Here is a 19,447-nt window from a genome sequence, read left to right as displayed (position 1 = left end):
ATGCTCAGGTTGGAACATTTATTTTGCATTAATTTATATTGCTTAAACTTTACCAAAATTAAGTGATTAACTTAACGCTGTAACCCTAAATGGATTTTGAAGAGAATTCTCATGGATGGATTAAATTTTTATCTGTTGAGAGCATATTTTATGAATCTAAAATTGTCACAATCCCTGTACTTAGGGTTCAGTTCAATTGTTGCTATTACACTGTTACTAGCGGTCGTGATTTGGTCCATTGTTGCTGATTCGGCAAAAATCGCCCAAGAAATTGCCGAAGATGATGTCCCCGGAGTACTCGCTTACCTTGCTGTCGCTGATAGTATTAGTGCAATACAAACAAATGCACTTGAATACTTAAATGGTGAGGAGGATGAGAAACAAGATTTTATTGAAAATATCAAAAACTTTAAACATGCCTTAAGTGTATTAGTTCCCTTAGAATCAGTTAAACAACAAGATATTGATAAAATGGCTAAAATTGAAACCCTTGCCAACCAATATATCGATCAGCTTTCGTCCAATGTTTTTGCAAAGTATTCTCCTTTAAGGGAGCAAACCGCCATTAAGCAGGTTACTGAATTGACGGTAAATGTAGGAAAACCTTTAGAGGATTTACTCGATGCTTTAAAAGAAGAGGAATTTAATGATGCTCTTAAGACGGATAATTTAGAAGAATCTTTAAATGATGACTTACCTGGGTTGCGATATTATCTTGAACTAGTGGATGAGGCAGGAGATATGATTTCATCTATAAATACTTATATTTCAGGCGTTCCTGAAGCTAAAGAAGCATTTAAAGCTGACTCAGACTCATTTCAATCGTATCTTTCATTACTCAAGCCTTTAGAGCAAAAACCACAAGAACTAGATAATATTCGTAGAATTGAAAGTTATTACAATGAAATAAAATCGACAGCTAACCAAGTATTTGAAAATTATAACCCTTCAAATAAAGCTACAGCTAATGCTTTGATTGATAAGTTAGAGCATGAGTTGGTTGTGCCGATAATGGACATTTTAAAGAGCTCTGCAACGGAAGAAGAGGTGGATGCAAAGTCAGCGTTAGCAAGCTTAAACACCAATGTTGATAACGTGATTTTATGGTTAATTTTAAACGCGATAATTGTGCTCGTCGTTGGAACCTTAATCGCTTGGAAAATATCGAGTATGATCCAACGTAGATTGGATGTTATTTCGTCTAAAGCGAGGTTAATTGCTGATGGTGACTTAACTGCTGCATTAATTAACGATGATCGAACTGATGAGTTAGGTATTTTATCGGCGTCAGTTGATCAGATGCAGCGTTCACTAAAGTCACTTATTGAGCAAATATCAAATGTGGCGAATCAGGTCGCCTCTAGTAGTGCCCAGGTGGCTCATTCTAGTCATCAAGTTGTTCAGGGCAGTCAAGCTCAGGCTGATAAAGCTAATCTTATTGCCGCTGCAGTTGAAGAAATGAGTATCACAGTGAAAGAAGTTGCAGCGCAAAGCGCGGATGCCGCGACAACCTCACAACAAGCAGGTGATGAAGCCCAAGAGGGTGGGCGTTTAATGCAAGAGACCGTCAAAGGAATTAATCGAATTGCAGAAGTGGTTAATGAAACCGCATCTACTGTAAATGTGTTAGGTCAACGCGGCGATGAAATTGGCAATGTTATTAAAGTGATTAATGATATTGCAGAGCAAACTAACTTGTTGGCACTAAATGCCGCAATTGAAGCTGCTAGAGCGGGAGAGTTAGGTCGAGGTTTTGCTGTTGTTGCTGATGAAGTAAGGGGGTTAGCAGAGAGAACTTCCAAGGCGACCAAAGAAGTGGGTACATTAATTGGTGCTATTCAAAATGAAACGCGCCAAGCGGTAACTCGGATGGGTGATGGGACTGAGTTAGTTGCTGTGGGCGTGCAACTTGCTAATCAAGCGGGAGAAGCACTTACTAAAATTGTTCAACGCACTGTAGATGCTAACTCGATGATCCATGCTATTGCCACTGCAAGTGATGAGCAATCACATGCGACACAAGAGATATCCAGGGATATTACGGCGATTAGTGATATTGCTAATGAGTCGTTAAAGCAAACAAAAATTGGCTCTGACTCAGCGAGACTACTTGATGAAAAAGTTACCGAGTTGGAACTGCTTGTTTCTCGGTTTAAACTGTAATTTATTAATGGTTTATGCTGTTAAGTGAATGATTGACGTTATGCGCCTGTAATAAACAAATAGATCAGCAAACAAAAGAGCCACAGATTAACCTGTGGCTCTTTTATGTTTACAAACTATGGTACTGGTTTAATTCAATTTAGCTTATGCCCGCATTGATTTCTCACCACGAGACAGCCCCACCACGCCTGAACGAGACACTTCTATCACCTTAGTGACTTCTGTTAAGGCACCAATAAAGGCATCAACTTTATCACTGGTTCCAGCCATTTGGATGGTGTAAAGGCTTGCTGTTACATCAACTATTTGGCCGCGAAAAATATCCGCAGTACGCTTAACTTCTTCACGCACATCACCAATAGCTTTGACCTTGACGAGAGCTAGCTCGCGTTCAATGTGCGCGGCCTCAGTAATGTTAGCCACTTTTAGTATATCAATAAGCTTATGCAGTTGTTTTTCAATTTGCTCTAACACTTTTGCATCCGCTATCACGGTAATGTTTAAACGTGACAGTGTGTTATCTTCCGTTGGTGCAACGGTTAAGCTTTCAATGTTGTAACCACGTTGTGAAAACAAGCCTACAACGCGAGAAAGTGCACCGGGTTGGTTTTCAAGTAATACAGAAATAATACAGACGCATTAGCTTTTCTCCGTTTTGCTTAACCACATTTCGTTCATTGCTCCACCACGAATTAGCATTGGATAAACGTGTTCTGTCTCATCAACACTAATATCTACAAATACTAATCGATCTTTTATGGCTAATGCTTCGGCCAATTTTGACTCTAGCTCTTTTGGATCGCTAATTGTTATGCCTACATGGCCATAAGCTTCGGCAATTTTGGCAAAATTAGGCACAGAATCCATGTAGGAGTGCGAATGGCGGCCAGAATAAATCATATCTTGCCATTGTTTTACCATGCCCAAAAAGCGGTTATTCAAGTTGATAATTTTAACAGGAGTATCATATTGCAGTGCCGTTGATAGTTCTTGAATATTCATTTGAATAGAACCATCGCCAGTAACGCACACGACGGTTTCGTCTGGGAAGGCCATTTTGACGCCCATAGCGGCAGGTAAACCAAAGCCCATGGTGCCTAAACCACCGGAGTTAATCCAACGGCGTGGTTTATCAAACGGGTAATAAAGGGCAGCAAACATCTGATGTTGACCGACATCCGAGGCGACATAAGCGTCACCATTGGTTAGCTTATATAAGGTTTCGATAACTTGTTGCGGCTTAATACGGTCAGTGGTTCTATCAAACTCTAAACATTCTTGAGCGCGCCATTGAGTAATTTGTTGCCACCAAGCATCTAATGCCTCGGTATCATTCTTACCTTTGGTGCTGGCTAACAGTTCAAGCATGGTATCAAGAATATTATCCGCTGAACCTACAATCGGAATGTCTACTCGTACGGTTTTTGAAATAGATGCAGGGTCGATATCTATGTGTAAAATAGTGGCGTTAGGGCAATATTTATCAACATTATTGGTCGTACGATCATCAAAACGTACCCCAATACCAAATATCAAATCACAATTATGCATAGCATTGTTGGCTTCAAATGTGCCATGCATGCCTAACATGCCTAAGCTTTGTTGATGAGTCCCAGGGAAAGCGCCTAAGCCCATTAATGTGCAAATTACCGGAATATTAAGTTGTTCAGCAAGTGATAATATTTGTTTGTCACACTCTGAAATAATCGCGCCACCACCCACATAAAGAACCGGTTTTTTGGCCGCTAATAAGGCTTGGAGTCCACGGCGGATTTGACCTTTGTGACCAGTTGTTGTTGGGTTGTATGAACGCATTTTTACACTGTCTGGATAGATATAATCATAAAGATTATCAGGACTTAGGCAGTCTTTTGGTAAATCTATAACCACAGGGCCGGGGCGACCTGTAGAGGCGATAAAAAATGCTTTTTTAACGATTTCAGGAATATCAGCCGGGTTTTTAACTAAAAAGCTGTGTTTAACGATAGGCCTAGAAATACCAATCATGTCACATTCTTGGAAGGCGTCATTACCAATGAGTGAGCTTGGTACCTGACCAGATAACACCACTAAGGGGATAGAGTCCATGTAGGCTGTTGCAATACCGGTAATGGCATTGGTTGCACCAGGACCTGAGGTTACCAGTACCACGCCAACTTTACCCGTGGCGCGAGCATAACCATCTGCCATGTGAACCGCGGCTTGCTCGTGACGAACTAATATATGTTCTACACCAGCTATTTTGTGGAGGGCATCATAGATATCTAAAACAGAACCACCCGGGTAACCAAAAATATGGCTAACACCTTCATCTATTAGTGAGCGCACAATCATACTGGCGCCAGAAAGCTTTTCCATGAAATCAATCCTCTTAAGTTACCGTTATGGTAAACAGTATCTTGCATACAACGGCGGTAATCGTTCTAAAAAATAAACTTAAACGGTTATTTAAGTCTGTTAAAGGGTAAGACGTACCTTAAACCCATTATCCGCTCTGCAGAACGTATGAGCTTTATCATATGTAAATCTATATTTACTGCAAGTGTTTTGTTTATTTTTTTAATTAATTTGAAAATATTTCATATTTAATCTAAGTAAAAGGATTTTTGTCACCAGAGTATGTTGGATTTGACAAACAAAAAAGCCATCAAACGCTTAACACCATTCAGTTAAGAGTTTCTTCTCTTAACTGGATAGCGGGTTTTGTTAATTCGAACGGTCCTACTTTTGGGCCGTTTTCGTTTTTTGGGCAAGATAAATTGCTTAACGTTTTCCCTCATTGCTTTGAGCTTTTTAGGGATTGTTCCTGGCGAAGCAATTGCGCACCACATCAACTCATCCTGTATATAGCGCATCGCCATTACAAAGCTAATCCGTAATGGTGACACTTCTGCCTCTTTAGCGATTTGGCTTATTTCAACTCGGATCAAGTTGTACGCTATCAGTAATCCCCAAATCTCCTGATAAATGCCTTCAACTGTCTGACTTCTTAATAAAATACTCTCATCAAGTTGATATTGCTTGATTTCTCCATAGCCATTTTCTATCTCCCAGCGTTCGAAATAGACACCTAATATATCTTGAGAGGAGTATTGGCTTCTATTGGTTAATGAACTCAGCACACCTGTAATATGATTGCCCTGGGATTTTTCTTGATAGGTCACTAGTCTTGCATGCCACTTTTCAGGTAGCTCTGGGTTCTTTTTTCTCGCTTGTGGTGATACTGGCATCTCAACTAGATAATCGTTGTCAGCGTATTGCTCGATGACTTCAAAGCGTGTATTACTTTTGAGTGGTGTAAGCCAATGACTATTCTGGTTGGCTCCCCACCAACTTGTCATAAGATCTGCACTAAAGTAACAACTATCAAAAATAGTGAGAGAATTAGCTGGAACTGATCCAATTAGCTCTCGAGCATAACTAATTTCTCCTTTACTACACGGACCAAATTTTACATTTCTTATCATACGACTTCGTAATGACATGAGTGCGCATAAGCGGGCTACTGGGTATACGGACTGCTTTCTATGCTGATTACTGATATAGCCAAAATGCTCTGAATTCTCGGTATTTTCTGCACATCGAAATGTCGTTCCATCAACAGAAAATAACTGAAGACCATGCCATGTATCTTGGCTGTCTTCCCTATGACACCAGTGTTTAGAAGTGATATCAAAAAGGGCTTTAAGGGGAGCGGCTGTCAGTCGCTGTCAGTCGCTGTCAGTCGCTGTCAGTCGCTGTCTGGCTTGCGGGATAGCACTTGGTGCAACGGTTTCTCCCAACTTATCAACTAACGTTAAGTCGAGCTTGGAGACGACTTCAGCGATGGAACGATTTCGGTAGAGGCCAATTCCAACGATGAGCCAAACGACTAATTCTGCTGGAAGTTTTCTGCGCCTAATACTTGCTTTGTTGGTTAGCTCCAAAGCTTGTTCAATCCATTCCAACGGCAATTCTTTTTGAAAGATAGATAGTTCTTCGGGGGCGACAAGTAATTCAGTATCAATAAGCCAGTTAGACAACATAAAAAATGACTCCGTTCAAAAGAAGGAGCCATTTTCGTAGGATCATTTTTGCTGTCAACCGATCAGTTTCTTAACTGATCGGTGTTAATCAAACGCTTGGTTGATGGCTTTGTGGAATTTACGCGTTAACTTACCAACGATAGTTATCAGTTATCAGTTATCAGCTATCAGTAAGAGTGTGATATTTGCTTTGATAATTTTGTAATACCTGACACGCGGCAACCATTAAAATGGCCACTAACATTAGGCTGGCAAATGGCACAGCAGTGCCAGTATAAAAATATGCTAGTAAGGGACCTGCGGTCGCCCCAAATCCAAACCGTAATGTACCAATAACGGCAGTTGCTGTGCCGGTTTCTTGCTTGAATTTCATTAACACAATCGCATCTGCATTAACTGACATAATCCCTAATGCACCCATTAATGGGATCAGCATCATCACGGTAAAGTGATAGCTTAAGTCAAACACGTTCACCAGTACCAATCCAATAGCGGCGATAGCAGCAAAAAATGTACCGACATGCAGCATACGCTTTGAGCCATAACGACTGACAATACGTGAATTAACAATGTTGGCTAACATTAATGCGCCCACATTGGAGCTGAATAGAATGGCAAATAACGACTTGTCTAATTGAAATACTTCCATGTACACAAATGGCGATGCAGTTAAATAACAGAAAAATGCAAAAGAGGTCAATACGCCACTGGTGATATGTAACTTTACACCTTGGCGAGAAAATACTGTGTAATACGAGCGAAAAAATGACTTTTGACTACGTTGTGCTAAGTCAGTATCACTGGGCATTTTTAACTTTGTTAGCACTATGATAAGTAATAAAGCTGCGTAAAAACTTAATACAAAAAAGATTAAATGCCAGTCACCAAGCTCTAATATAAAACTGCCTATTGTAGGAGCAATTAATGGCGCTAACATCATGATTAAACTGACGTAAGACATGCCCTTAGCAGTATTTTCTCCGTAGATTTCTTTAATATAACCCGGTACCACGACTGTTGCCGCAGCGCCAATAAAGGCCTGTAGAAAACGCAGCACAAGAAATTGTTCAATAGTTTGACTAAACCCGAGCAATAAACTGATCACACTAAAACCAATTAACCCGGTAATCACTAATGGCTTGCGGCCAACCCTGTCTGCAATAGGCCCAAATGTCAGCATGCCTAACGCATAGCCTGCCAGGTAAATACTTAGCGATTGCTGAACCATGGTCACATCGGTGCCAAAACCTTTTGCCAAAGTTGACATAGCAGGTAAGTACATATCAATTGCTAAGGGCGTTATCGCAACGATTGCCGCTAACATAGGAAGTAGCATTGCTAAATGCGGGAAAGTGTTTAGGGCAGCTTTGTTTGAAGATTGAGACACAAAAACCTCAGGAAATTATAGAGAAGCCATTTGGAGCAAATAAATGAAAAATGATATTTCAGCAGAGTAGTTTAACATGTAATAGGTGCTTTGGATTTGAGATTTTGTAATCAAAAGTATCAATTTTTCTCATCATGGAGCTAATTATTAATGTCCTCCAAGGGCAATTATCACGTTATGTTGCACTGATTCATTTTTATGTCACATTTCTGTGCTAGAAAAAAATTACACAAGTTGCTGTAATTTTTCCAATAAAAACCTATCATTGCTGCATTAGCTGTAATGACAAGGAAACTGCTGTGTTGTCACGTTTGTACGAGTTTATGCCAGGTTTAAACACACTTATTAACTATGAGCGAAAGTGGTTTGCGGATGATGTTAAAGCGGCATTATCAGTTGCTGCTGTAGCGCTTCCAGTTGCAATTGCTTATGCCCAACTTACCGGTGTTAACGCTGCTGTTGGCTTATACTCCTGCGTCTTACCTATGATGATATATGCTTTGTTTGGCACCTCAAGGCAACTTATTGTTGGGCCTGACGCAGCGACTTGTGCTGTTATTGCAGCAGTGGTTACGCCACTGGCGGCCGGCGACAGTGTTAAGCATTGGCAACTGGTTATGACCATGACTGCAATGACCGGGTTTTGGTGTTTAATTGCTAGCCGATTTAAATTAGGGGTATTGGCTGATTTTCTGTCCAAGCCAATTTTAATGGGGCTATTAAATGGTGTGGCAGTTACCATTATTGTTGGTCAGTTTTCAAAAATATTCGGTTTCACTTTCGATGAAAGATACTTACTTGAGCGTTTAGGTGGCGCACCTACTTATTTGTCAAAAACCCACGTTCCGACCTTATTAATGGCCATACTCACAGTGGCTATTTATTTTGGTATGAAACGGTTAAGACCAAGCTGGCCCTCATCAATGTTTGCCATCGCGTTTGGGGCGATATTGGTTTGGGTGTTTAACCTTGAGCAATTTGATGTCAAAACCATAGGGGAAGTAGCAGGAGGATTACCTTTGTTTCAAGCGCCAGAGTTTAACGTTGGTATTATACGCGAACTTGTTATGCCTGCGCTTAACTTAGCGGTAGTCAGCTTTGTTAGTATGATGCTGACTGCCCGCAGTTTTGCAGCCAAAAATGGCTATGACATTGATGCAGATAAAGAGTTTAGAGCACTGGGGCTGGCGAATATAGCCTCAGCGTTATCACAGGGATTTGCAGTAAGTGGCGCTGACTCCCGTACCGCGGTGAATGATGCTAATGGTGGTAAAACACAATTAGTGTCAATTATTGCTGCGGCGATTATTGCCATTATTGCTATTTTTCTGACTGCGCCGCTGGAGTTTATTCCAAGTGCTGCGCTCGGTGTGGTGTTGGTGATAGCGTCAGTGCATCTTTTAGATTTAAAAGCTGTGTGGCAATTAAGACTACGCGACAAACAAGCCTTTTACTTAGCGTCAATAACCTTATTTGCGGTATTGTTCATTGGTGTTATCCCTGGGATTACATTGGCCGTGTTATTGGGTTTGTTCCAATTTATTCGAACGGTTATGCGCCCAACTGATCAGGTTTTAGGGGTTGATATAAAAGGGGTAATCAGAAGTTTAGATAGCAGTGACAAAGCGAAACCTGTGGCTGGTATTTTCATCTATCGATTCAATTCACCGTTAACTTACTTTAATTCAGGTTATTTTAAACGTCGATTGTTAGAGCAATACGCAAGACAAAAAGGCGATATAAAATGCGTTATTATTGATGCTGTACCGTGTTTTACTCATTTAGATTTAAGTGTAATGGCAATGCTTGCCGATTTAGATGCGCTGTTTAAAAAGCGCGGCGTGCGGCTTGAGCTTGCTGGTAGAAAGCGTCAATTACTATCATGGTTTGAACAGACCGGGATGAAGTCTGGCAATGAAGGTATTTATATCCGTTCAGACTTGTACCTAGCGTTAAAAGTCAATCAAAGTAAACAAGCGGCAGATGAGGCATTACAGGAACATGGGCCCGATACTGAGCAAGATAAGTTTGAGCAACATAAGGTTGTGCTGACCCACAGCCAAATATAGACTTCGTCCTCAGGTTAAACTGAGGACGTTTAGGCGCAGGTTTAAGTTTAGGTACAGGCTATGTACGTTATCAAGTTCGACCTTGAAACATCATTGACTACTGATAGTAGAAGATAACTTCTACAGGTAAACCTTCAATGGATACTGGAAGTGAATCATCGAGCGTTAGAATTATTTTTAACACCGCTTTATCACCTTCAAAAGGCCCTGATAACTGCTGTGGTAATCGACTCACTAATTCAGTTGGCTCAGAAATTTTTGCTCTGAGCTTACTACCATCAGGCAGCTTAATTGTTGCCTGTTGTCCTATTTGTGCGTGGCTAAAGTATTTAGGGGCTAGATAGGCAGTAATAACAGGTTTTTTGCGACCAGAGATCAGTAACATGGGTTGGTTCTCAAAAATGTACTCCCTTGGTTGAAGCATTGCTATAACAGCGGAAACTTTAAGGTATTCCCTATTTATTTTGTTGTCATAATGTCATTGTTAAACTAGTATTCGCAGACTAAATGAGTATTCACACTCTATTGAAAAATTCGGGCGTATTTAATTATGCCCTTTAAATTTAGCAAACCACGCCCCCTCGAAATTCTGACTTAATCTTGCAGCCTAAGTCCTAAAGTAAAGTAAAAAGCGTCGTCTCTTTGGATGTAGCATGTATGGTTTCGCCGATAAGTGAAGCAGTGCTGGATGTGATCGCAGATGCGTTAGTCGATAAAGGCTATAGTCTTTTATCAGATATCATTCCTGATTATGTTAGTTTAGCCCTACTTGAAAAAATGCAGGCTAAGCATGACATTGATTTTAAATATGCGGCTATTGGTCGCGGTATTGAACAGCAAGTTAATGCTGAGATCCGCTCAGATAAAATCAGTTGGCTTGATAAACAAGACCACACAGACAAAGCGTACCTGTCTATTATGGAGCAACTTAGAGAGGGCCTTAATCGACGCTTATTTATGGGGTTGTTTGATTATGAGAGCCACTATGCAGTGTATGAGCCTGGAGCACATTATAAAAAGCATGTTGATGCTTTAAAAGGCAGCCAAAATCGAATTCTTACAACGGTATTTTTCTTAAATCCACATTGGCAATTGGACGATGGCGGCGAGCTGCTTATTTATGATGAGTTCGATTTACTGCTAGAAACGGTAAAACCTCAGATGGGAACGTTAGCCATATTTTTAAGTGAGCGCTTTCCCCATGAAGTGTTACCAACATTAAAAACCCGTAACAGTATTGCGGGGTGGTTTAGGGTAAGTCATGCAACGCATGGTTTTTAATGGTATCTTTGATTTTAATGACGTGTTTTTTTAAATTTAGCACACTAAATAGGACGGGATATGAGTATTAAAGCGAAATGGTTATTAACGGCCTCGTTAGTATGTTTAAGCCAAGCTGTCTGCGCACAAGATCAGGCCGAGAAAGCCTTTGCCGATGAAGTGGTTCAGTGTGCAGCCTATTACCAAATTGCTTCGGAAGCGATTGGTGCAATGAATGCACCGCAAATGCAGGCAGTGGGTGAGCGTTTAAAAATATCGGCGACTGATGCTGCTACATTAGCCGAAAAATATCGCAGTGCAGAACAAGTTGCAAAAGATATTATAGCCGAGAAACAACAACAAATTGCTAAGTTAGGTGGCTCGTCTAATTTAGGCGGGTTAATGGGGCAATACAAAGAGTTGTGTAAAACCGTTGTCTATGAGCCTCAAAAACGTCTGGATTATTGGTCGATGGTGACCATGTAGCATCTCAACATTAATAACGCTAGCTTGTTAATTACAGAAAAAACCGTATTCAATGAATACGGTTTTTTGTTAGCTGATAATTTATCACCTGAAAGAATTAATATTCACAGCCTACAAAACTATTCTTTAAGTCATTGTTTATTATGTTTTTATAATCCATAGTTTGCCGCTAATCGGGGTAGTATATTTTGTTCTTGCAGCAGTGATATCCATTTTGTAAGTTGTTGCTTGCTAATAGGTGCTTTGGGATTTAATAAAACACCATGGTCATATTTTTGGTCCCATTTGTTAGAAATTAGTAGCTGAGATTTGACCTCAGGATACTGGGCTAAATAGAATTGCAAGTAAGACCAGGTTACAGGGGCGATATCCGCTCTGCCTCTGAGTATGCTCACAATTGAAGCCTCGTTTGATCTGACGAATTGAATATTATAATCATTATTAAGTGCCTTTGGGTCAACTTGCCACTGAGCAAATGCATAATGATATCCTTTTACCAGGCTGAGTACTTTACCGTTAAAGTTATCAAAATATTGTTGTTCGATAGCTTTGTCTTTCAACGCAATAAAGAGTTCTCCATCATTAATATGTAATGGCACAAATTCATGTTCAATATCTTGCCAACCCCAAATAGGGCTTTCAAATAATATCATGTCATAACGATCCATCTTATACGCTTTATAGCGGTTACTAATACTCGTCGCAACAAATTCAAATTGTACTTCTGATTGAATGCCATTCAATGCCTTTACCACATCAACTGATAATCCAGTATAAAGTCCATCACTTGATTGATTTAAGTAGGGCGCAAATTGATAACCAGCAACCTTAACAATAGGTTTGCTATGGGCAGATTGTACCGATAAGACGGCAAAAATAAGTAATATGAATAATTGGCGATGCATAGTATTTTTGTGAGTATTATATATATGTACAAAAATGTACCACAAAGGTTGCAAGATAAATACTGTAATCAAAGTGACAATAAGGTGCATTGGTTAGATAAATAATATGAAATGGGCGTCATGATGAATAGAAGACAGTTTATGCGGTTCAGTTTAGTCACGACGACCATGCTGACCATAGGTGGTGCAGCTTGGATGAGTGTAGAACCTGAAGTGGTACCACTTGATATAGACTCCATGATTACATTGCTTGATAAGGTTATGATAAGTCATCCAGTCGCTAATGGAGAGTGGGATGTCGCTCAAATTTTGCAGCACTGCGCACAGAGTGTGGAGTATTCAATGTTGGGTTATCCGCAACACAAATCTGATTTATTTAAAGTAACTCTTGGGTCATTGGCATTTGCTGTGTTTGAGTCAAAAAGAAAAATGTCACATAGTTTAAGTGAACCTATTCCGGGTGCAGCAAGTTTGGATAAGCAGTTACTGTTGAATACGAGTCATAACCTCACAAATGCTTATGCGCGTTTTAAACAATCATTAATTGATTTTCGAGCCTATGATGGAGTCCTAGCGCCGCACTTTGCCTATGGTGCGCTAACTAAAAAGCAATATGAGTTAGCCCATGGCATGCATTTTATGGATCATTTACTTGAAGTTGAACTCCGATAGTCCTGATAATCATGTTATTAAAATAGACCCTAAGCGAGAAAATGATGTGGTTTCAAAAAAGCATCCAACTAGCGGCTAAAAGACGAGGCTTTCACCTCGTTGAAGATGAGTTATTGCAACAATTACCTGAGCTTAAAACCTTTGAAATAGGCTTGGCGCATTTTTTCATTCAACACACTTCAGCGTCACTGACATTAAATGAAAATGCCGACCCAACGGTAAGGGGCGATTTTGAACGACATTTCAATGTTATGGTGCCTGAAAATGCCCCTTATTATCGACATACCTATGAAGGTGCTGATGATATGCCCGCGCATATTAAATCGTCACTCATAGGTGCTGAACTGACCATCCCCATTAGTAAGGGGCGCCTTAATTTGGGGACGTGGCAGGGGATTTACCTGTGTGAACACAGAGACCAAGGTTCGGCGCGCAGTATTATTGTGACCTTAAATGGCCAGTAAGTAATCAGCTTGAGGTGCAGACCATTTTTATTTAGTTGAAAGTTGGCTTATCGTGCTTGTCTTGCTTGTGTGAGTTCAAGGATTAGTGATAAATTTGTCTGCTAGAAACTTCAAAGCATCATATGTTTTATTATGTCGATGTTTCGCAAAACAAAAATGCCAACATTCAGGATGAATGGCAAATAATAAATAGGTGGTTGAAGTTGATATCTGTATATTTAGTTGATGATCATGAGTTAGTTCGTACTGGGATCCGTCTGCCTTTTAGAAGATGAGCGTGGGATTAAAGTGGTTGGTGAAGCGCATGATGGTGAAACCGCCGTACAATGGTCTCGTCAGAATGAAGCTGATGTTATTTTAATGGACATGAACATGCCTGGGATGGGCGGTTTAGAAGCGACACGTAAAATACTACGTTATCAGCCTGATGCTAAAATAATAGTACTAACGGTACAAACTGAAGACCCTTTCCCTAAAAAAGTTATGCAAGCAGGAGCGTCTGGTTATTTAACTAAAGGTTCAACTTCCCCAGAGGTTATCCGCGCAATTAGCCAAGTGTCTCGTGGTCAGCGTTATTTATCCCCTGAAATTGCGCAGCAAATGGCGTTAAGCCAGTTCGATAGCAGTGATGAAAACCCTTTTACCAGCCTCTCAGAGCGTGAGTTGCAAATCATGCTGATGATAACTAACGGTGAGAAAGTAAATGAAATTTCTGAAAAACTCAATCTAAGTCCTAAAACGGTTAACAGTTATCGTTACCGATTATTCGCTAAGTTAGGTATTAATGGTGACGTTGAATTGACCCGCTTAGCCATTCGATACAAAATGCTCGACACGGGTTCATTCTAATCAAATTTCACGAGAACCTAATTATGTTGTCGTGATTTTTATTTGTGTCACCATTAACTGTGTTGTAATCAATTATGTCTGACGGGTTCCAATCTAAACCATTCCTTCGCACTGTAACATCATCACCAGGCGTTTATCGTATGTACGATAAACTCGACAAAGTGATTTATGTTGGCAAAGCTAAAGATCTTAAAAAGCGTTTAACCTCTTATTTTCGAGCCAATTTACCCAATGTAAAAACCCAGGCATTAGTCGCTAACATTGATCACATCGATGTCACGGTTACCCACAGCGAAACCGATGCACTTATTTTAGAAAATGACTATATCAAGCAGTACATGCCTAAATACAATGTATTGTTACGTGATGATAAGTCTTATCCTTATATTTTACTGAGTGGTCATAAACATCCGCGTTTGGCTTATCATCGCGGAGTAAAGCGCGAGAAAGGTCATTATTTTGGGCCATATCCTAACGGCGGTGCTGTTCGCGAAAGCCTTAATTTAATGCAGAAGTTATTCCCTATTCGTCAATGCGATGACCTGTACTACAAATCTCGTTCTCGCCCGTGTTTACAGTATCAATTGTCCCGTTGTAGCGCTCCGTGCGTTGGTATTGTGTCTGATGATGATTATCAAGAGCAGGTTAAATTAGCCACGTTATTTTTACGCGGCAAAGATCAGCAGGTGATCAGCACTTTAGTGGATAAAATGGAACATGCTGCTATTAACATGGCCTATGAGCAAGCCGCTCAATATCGTGATCAAATTAGCGCATTACGTAAAGTAAGTGAGCAACAAGAAGTCTCTAATAATAAAGGTGATATGGACGTTGTTGGCGTGCATTATGCGTCTGGAATTGTCTGTTTTCACTTACTGTTTATTCGAGAAGGTAAGATTTTTGGTAGCCGCAGTTATTACCCAAGTGTGCCAGTGGCCACAGAGTTAGATGAGGTACTATCATCATTTTTGGGGCAGTTTTATTTAAATGAAGACGTGCAGCGCACAGTGCCCAAAGAAGTGATCCTCAGCCACGAATTTGACGGGATGGAAGTGGTCGCCGCCTCAATAGAACAGGCGTTACAGAAAAAGTTTTCGATAAAAACACACGTTCGTGGTGAGCGAGCTAACTTTTTACGTTTAGCGATAACAAATGCCAGTAATGCCGTGGCTACCAGATTGTCACACAAGAATACAATTGAACAACGTTTTAGCTTACTAGAAGAGGCCTTAGAGCTGTCTACGCCAATAAACCGTATGGAATGCTTCGATATCAGCCATACCATGGGTGAGAGTACAGTGGCTTCGTGTGTGGTGTTTAATCGTGAAGGGCCGCATAAAGCGGATTATCGACGCTATAACATCAATGGTATAACGGGCGGAGATGACTATGCTGCAATGGAACAAGCAATTAGCCGCCGCTTTGACCGAATTGATGAAACCGGCAAGGTGCCTGATATTTTATTTATTGATGGTGGGTTAGGCCAACTTCGTATTGCGCAAAATATCGTTGATGAAAAATGTGCCCATTTAGCTAAACCACCTTTGATTGTGGGGGTGACGAAAGGAGAAGGGCGTAAAGCGGGGTTAGAAACCTTTGTATTAGGTGGTTCGGAAGAGATTATTCAAATTGCCAGTGATTCACCCGCATTTCACCTTGTGTTGCATATTCGAGATGAGTCTCATCGTTTTGCTATTACAGGACACCGTAATAAACGTCAGAAAACGCGTAATACTTCAACTTTAGAATCGATAGCGGGTGTTGGACCTAAAAGACGTAAAGCTTTATTGCAACATTTGGGCGGATTACAAGAAGTAAAGGGTGCCAGTGTGGCAGAATTAACAAAAGTTCCCGGAATTAGCCTAGAAATGGCACAAACGATTCATGACACATTGCGAGGGGGCTAAAATTAAGGCAAGATTGGCGCAGCTTACGAATAATTGGTCTATTTATGCCGTTTAACTTACCTATTGCATTAACACTGTTTCGTTTAGTGCTACTGCCTGTATTTATATTTTTCTTTTATTTACCCTATACTTGGGCACCTTTTGCTGCAGCATTTATTTTCTGGCTTGCTGCGGTGACGGATGCATTAGATGGTTATGCTGCCCGTAAATTAGGTCAACTAACCCGTTTTGGTGCTTTTTTAGACCCAGTTGCAGACAAGGTGATGGTATCGACTGCATTAGTCTTGTTGGTTCAGCAAAATGATAATATTTATCTAACTCTAGCCGCATTGTTTATGATTGGGCGTGAGATTGTTATTTCAGCATTACGAGAGTGGATGGCTGAAATAGGAAAACGTGGTGTTGTTGCCGTGTCCTGGATTGGCAAATATAAAACAGCAGCCCAAATGGCCGCGATAGTCGGTTTGATTTGGCAACCTACGCCATTTCTAACGGATATGGCCTATGTGTTGTTCTATGTGGCAGCATTGCTGACTTTCTGGTCGATGATAAGTTACATTTCAGCGGCTTGGAATGATTTAACCGCGGAATAGCACATAAATACTTCAATAAGATTATTTAGTGCGCAAATGATAAGTTTTAATAAAAACAGCAATTGACACCGGGGATGAAATCGGTAAAATGCACCCCCGTAGACAAGAGACTAACAGCTAGACAGCCTAGTGCTTAAAGCGAGTTAATCAGATTTACGCGACATTAGCTCAGTTGGTAGAGCGATACCTTGCCAAGGTATAGGTCATCAGTTCGAACCTGATATGTCGCTCCAAATCCTTTTTTACGTTGTGGCGCGATGGCAGAATGGCTATGCTGCGGATTGCAAATCCGTCGACCTCGGTTCGACTCCGGGTCGCGCCTCCACTAAATTGAGTTTGATTGCTTATATGTCTTTAGCAATTAAAACAACACTTTGCCCGAGTGGTGGAATCGGTAGACACAAGGGATTTAAAATCCCTCGCTGAATAAGCGTGCCAGTTCAAGTCTGGCCTCGGGTACCATTATTAGACTCACCTTGATATTTTATATCTGGATTGAGTAATGGATAAACCAGCCTCGACATTACGTCGGGGCTTTTTTATGTCTGAAAGTTAGTAATGTTTGAATTAGTAGGCACACTAAAGCAAGCGTGCCACTGTCGTTGTCAGTGCAGTCTGGCCTCGGGTACCATTATTAGACTCACTTTGATATTTTATATTTGGATTGAGTGATGGATAAACCAGCCTCGACATTGCGTCGGGGCTTTTTTATGCCTGTAGGTTTTAATGTTTGAATTAGCAGGCACGCTAAAGCAAGCGCGCCACTGTCGTTGTCAGAACAGTCTGGCCTCGGGTACCATTATTAGACTCACTTTGATATTTTATATCTGGATTGAGTGATGGATAAACCAGCCTCGACATTACGTCGGGGCTTTTTTATGCCTGAAATTTATTGGGTTAATAAGTTTATCGGTATTAGTTTTTTATCAAAAAAAAGCCTCAACAATCACAGTTGAGGCTTAAAACTTGAGTCTTGAAGACTATAGCGCCAGTAATTGCGGATAAAATTCGTTATCTAATTGGGCTATTTGGGTTTGCTCGTTGAGCACGTCAGCTAAGATTTCATGGCTGGTTAACGGATTCGCTAAAACCACTCTGAATACGGTTGTGTGCTGTCTTTGATACCTTGCAGGGCGAATACGGGTGCGAGATACAAATGACTTACCTTGTTCACGCTGGTGCTTTTGAATAAATTGAGTTAAGCCATCCAAAAGCTCATTAGTTCTGGCAACCTTTTCAAAGTCATTAATCGCAATTGCTTCAGTCAGCTTTAACTGTACCGACAGCGGCACATACCGATAGGTTAACAAACAAAGCTCTGGTTCGGTGACTAGCTCAAACTCTGAATGTTGCTCAATTAGCTGTGCAAAATAGCGGGCTTTTTCTAAGCTGTTATTGATTAATATTTCATAGCCTTCACGACCAATAATTTGTAGGCAAGCGTGCACTAGCATCGCCATGCCAGGGCGAGAGCCCTCAAGGGTTTGGCTGCCTAAATCTTTTGATCCCACACGGAGAATATATTCCGCATGATGGGCAATAGTATGTGCTAGTTCAGGGTCTTTAAATAACACCATACCGGCACCCATTGGCACATACATTTGTTTATGGGCATCAATAGTCACTGAGTCAGCCAGTTCAATCCCCTTAAGTAAATAACGATACTTATTGGACAGTAAACTGGCGCCGCCCCAGGCTGCGTCAACGTGAAAATGGCAGCCAAGTTCTGTGGCGAGTTCGGCTAACTCGGTTAGTGGGTCTACGTTTCCTGTCTCTGTGGTGCCAGCAACGCCGACTATGGCCATTACTTTTATATTATTTTTTTCAAGCTTTAACGCGGCTTGACGCATGGCGGATACATCGACTTTATTATTGGCATCCGTAGGAATACTCACAATATTATCCCGACCAATGCTGAGTAAATCAGCGGCTTTACCTAATGAATAGTGGCCTCGTTCAGACACTAAAATTGCTAAGTCATCATAACCATAATGGCGTAGTGCTTTGAGCATGCCTTCTCGGCCTACACCTTTGAAACTTCCCTCAGCTTTTAACACTTGATTGCGGGCTATCCACAGTGCAGTAATGTTGGCTACTGTACCACCAGAGCAAAATGCACCTAAAGAATGATTAGCGCTGTGCATCCATTGTTGGTAAAAAGCTTCATTTTGATCATAAATTAAATGATGCATCATGCCTAAAACCTGACGCTCAAGTGGGGTAAAGGCTTTAGATGTTTCAATTTTAACTAAGTTTTGATTGAGCCCAACCATCATTTTAGACAAGGGCAATACAAAATAGGGTAAGGCAGAGGTCATGTGACCAATAAAACTCGGCGCAGAAGTGTGCACCGAATGCGCCACTAAGTTTTGCATAATTTCATCTGTGTAATCAGATACAAAGCGAGGCGCAGCTGGTATTTCAAACGCTTGAAAGTCGGTTTCTATTTCTGCCAATGGTTTTTCTAACGCGGCAATGCTGTTTCCCAAAAAGCCTGCTAAGTCTTGGGAAAGCTTTTGTTCGATAATACTTAAGGTCGACTTAGCATCTTCTGGCACAGTAAAAATGCGCAATAAACTTTGTTCTGATGCATCAGCTTGACGGGTTATATTCGAGGTCATTTAGGCTTGCCGTAATAATAAAAAAGCGCCTCAATGAGTATTGGTT

14 protein-coding genes, 3 tRNA genes and 2 pseudogenes are annotated in these 19,447 nt (G+C 40.8%); 12 read left to right on the top strand and 7 right to left on the bottom strand.

Annotated features, from left to right (window positions below; all coding sequences use genetic code 11):
* The first annotated feature begins 150 nt into the window (after positions 1-150).
* Positions 151-2,163 carry a methyl-accepting chemotaxis protein gene (locus ACRWQN_RS14560; protein ID WP_434938528.1) on the top strand — a complete coding sequence of 671 codons (2,013 nt, stop codon included), beginning with the start codon at positions 151-153 and terminating at the stop codon, positions 2,161-2,163.
* A gap of 144 nt (positions 2,164-2,307) precedes the next feature.
* Here ACRWQN_RS14560 and ilvN read toward each other — a convergent pair whose 3' ends face one another.
* From ilvN to ACRWQN_RS14540, 4 genes and pseudogenes are all read right to left on the bottom strand, one after another.
* The gene (gene ilvN / locus ACRWQN_RS14555) at positions 2,308-2,793 is read right to left on the bottom strand and encodes an acetolactate synthase small subunit (protein WP_434940669.1); all 486 of its coding nucleotides are present in this window, start codon (positions 2,791-2,793) and stop codon (positions 2,308-2,310) included.
* Positions 2,794-2,802: 9 nt separating this feature from the next.
* On the bottom strand, positions 2,803-4,521 hold the full coding sequence (locus tag ACRWQN_RS14550; protein WP_434938526.1) for an acetolactate synthase 3 large subunit: 1,719 nt from the start codon (positions 4,519-4,521) through the stop codon (positions 2,803-2,805).
* Between the two features lie 311 nt (positions 4,522-4,832).
* Positions 4,833-6,188: pseudogene (locus ACRWQN_RS14545) on the bottom strand (IS4 family transposase).
* Positions 6,189-6,348: 160 nt separating this feature from the next.
* Positions 6,349-7,524: a multidrug effflux MFS transporter gene (locus ACRWQN_RS14540; RefSeq protein WP_434940668.1), complete on the bottom strand. Its 1,176-nt coding sequence runs from the start codon at positions 7,522-7,524 to the stop codon at positions 6,349-6,351.
* 350 nt (positions 7,525-7,874) lie between these two features.
* Here ACRWQN_RS14540 and ACRWQN_RS14535 point away from each other — a divergent pair, with 350 nt between their 5' ends.
* Positions 7,875-9,644 (top strand): SulP family inorganic anion transporter, encoded by a 1,770-nt coding sequence (locus ACRWQN_RS14535; RefSeq protein ID WP_434938524.1) that lies wholly within the window; start codon positions 7,875-7,877, stop codon positions 9,642-9,644.
* A gap of 97 nt (positions 9,645-9,741) precedes the next feature.
* On the opposite strand, the gene ACRWQN_RS14530 is transcribed toward ACRWQN_RS14535, so the two are convergent.
* Positions 9,742-10,029 carry a hypothetical protein gene (locus ACRWQN_RS14530; protein WP_434938522.1) on the bottom strand — a complete coding sequence of 96 codons (288 nt, stop codon included), beginning with the start codon at positions 10,027-10,029 and terminating at the stop codon, positions 9,742-9,744.
* Positions 10,030-10,301: 272 nt separating this feature from the next.
* Here ACRWQN_RS14530 and ACRWQN_RS14525 point away from each other — a divergent pair, with 272 nt between their 5' ends.
* Positions 10,302-10,925 carry a 2OG-Fe(II) oxygenase gene (locus tag ACRWQN_RS14525; RefSeq protein ID WP_434938520.1) on the top strand — a complete coding sequence of 208 codons (624 nt, stop codon included), beginning with the start codon at positions 10,302-10,304 and terminating at the stop codon, positions 10,923-10,925.
* Between the two features lie 60 nt (positions 10,926-10,985).
* Positions 10,986-11,390, top strand: a complete 405-nt coding sequence (locus tag ACRWQN_RS14520; protein WP_434938518.1) for a hypothetical protein — start codon at positions 10,986-10,988, stop codon at positions 11,388-11,390.
* 149 nt (positions 11,391-11,539) lie between these two features.
* Here the strand turns inward: ACRWQN_RS14520 and ACRWQN_RS14515 are convergent, their stop codons facing one another.
* On the bottom strand, positions 11,540-12,295 hold the full coding sequence (locus tag ACRWQN_RS14515) for a substrate-binding periplasmic protein (RefSeq protein WP_434938516.1): 756 nt from the start codon (positions 12,293-12,295) through the stop codon (positions 11,540-11,542).
* A 141-nt stretch (positions 12,296-12,436) separates the two neighbouring features.
* Here ACRWQN_RS14515 and ACRWQN_RS14510 point away from each other — a divergent pair, with 141 nt between their 5' ends.
* The 8 genes and pseudogenes from ACRWQN_RS14510 (at position 12,437) to ACRWQN_RS14475 (ending at position 17,242) form a co-directional block, all read left to right on the top strand.
* Positions 12,437-12,967: a DUF1569 domain-containing protein gene (locus ACRWQN_RS14510; protein ID WP_434938514.1), complete on the top strand. Its 531-nt coding sequence runs from the start codon at positions 12,437-12,439 to the stop codon at positions 12,965-12,967.
* Between the two features lie 41 nt (positions 12,968-13,008).
* Entirely contained in the window at positions 13,009-13,431 is a 423-nt protein-coding gene (locus ACRWQN_RS14505; protein WP_434926692.1) for a secondary thiamine-phosphate synthase enzyme YjbQ, read from the top strand.
* A gap of 203 nt (positions 13,432-13,634) precedes the next feature.
* Positions 13,635-14,280, top strand: a pseudogene (gene uvrY, locus ACRWQN_RS14500) (UvrY/SirA/GacA family response regulator transcription factor).
* A gap of 74 nt (positions 14,281-14,354) precedes the next feature.
* Positions 14,355-16,187: an excinuclease ABC subunit UvrC gene (gene uvrC, locus ACRWQN_RS14495; protein ID WP_434926691.1), complete on the top strand. Its 1,833-nt coding sequence runs from the start codon at positions 14,355-14,357 to the stop codon at positions 16,185-16,187.
* Positions 16,188-16,231: 44 nt separating this feature from the next.
* Positions 16,232-16,780: a CDP-diacylglycerol--glycerol-3-phosphate 3-phosphatidyltransferase gene (gene pgsA, locus ACRWQN_RS14490; RefSeq protein ID WP_226414372.1), complete on the top strand. Its 549-nt coding sequence runs from the start codon at positions 16,232-16,234 to the stop codon at positions 16,778-16,780.
* 157 nt (positions 16,781-16,937) lie between these two features.
* Positions 16,938-17,013, top strand: a tRNA-Gly gene (locus ACRWQN_RS14485).
* 18 nt (positions 17,014-17,031) lie between these two features.
* Positions 17,032-17,105: transfer RNA gene (locus tag ACRWQN_RS14480), tRNA-Cys, on the top strand.
* Between the two features lie 51 nt (positions 17,106-17,156).
* Positions 17,157-17,242: transfer RNA gene (locus tag ACRWQN_RS14475), tRNA-Leu, on the top strand.
* Between the two features lie 518 nt (positions 17,243-17,760).
* Here ACRWQN_RS14475 and panP read toward each other — a convergent pair.
* Positions 17,761-19,401 carry a pyridoxal-dependent aspartate 1-decarboxylase PanP gene (gene panP, locus ACRWQN_RS14470; protein WP_434938512.1) on the bottom strand — a complete coding sequence of 547 codons (1,641 nt, stop codon included), beginning with the start codon at positions 19,399-19,401 and terminating at the stop codon, positions 17,761-17,763.
* Between the last annotated feature and the right edge of the window lie 46 nt (positions 19,402-19,447).

The sequence above is a fragment of the Shewanella sp. HL-SH8 genome, from assembly GCF_051165765.1.
GTDB classification, from domain to species: domain Bacteria; phylum Pseudomonadota; class Gammaproteobacteria; order Enterobacterales; family Shewanellaceae; genus Shewanella; species Shewanella glacialimarina.
The sequence above is the reverse complement of the archived record's forward strand: the minus strand, read 5'-3'. Positions and strand labels throughout refer to the sequence as shown.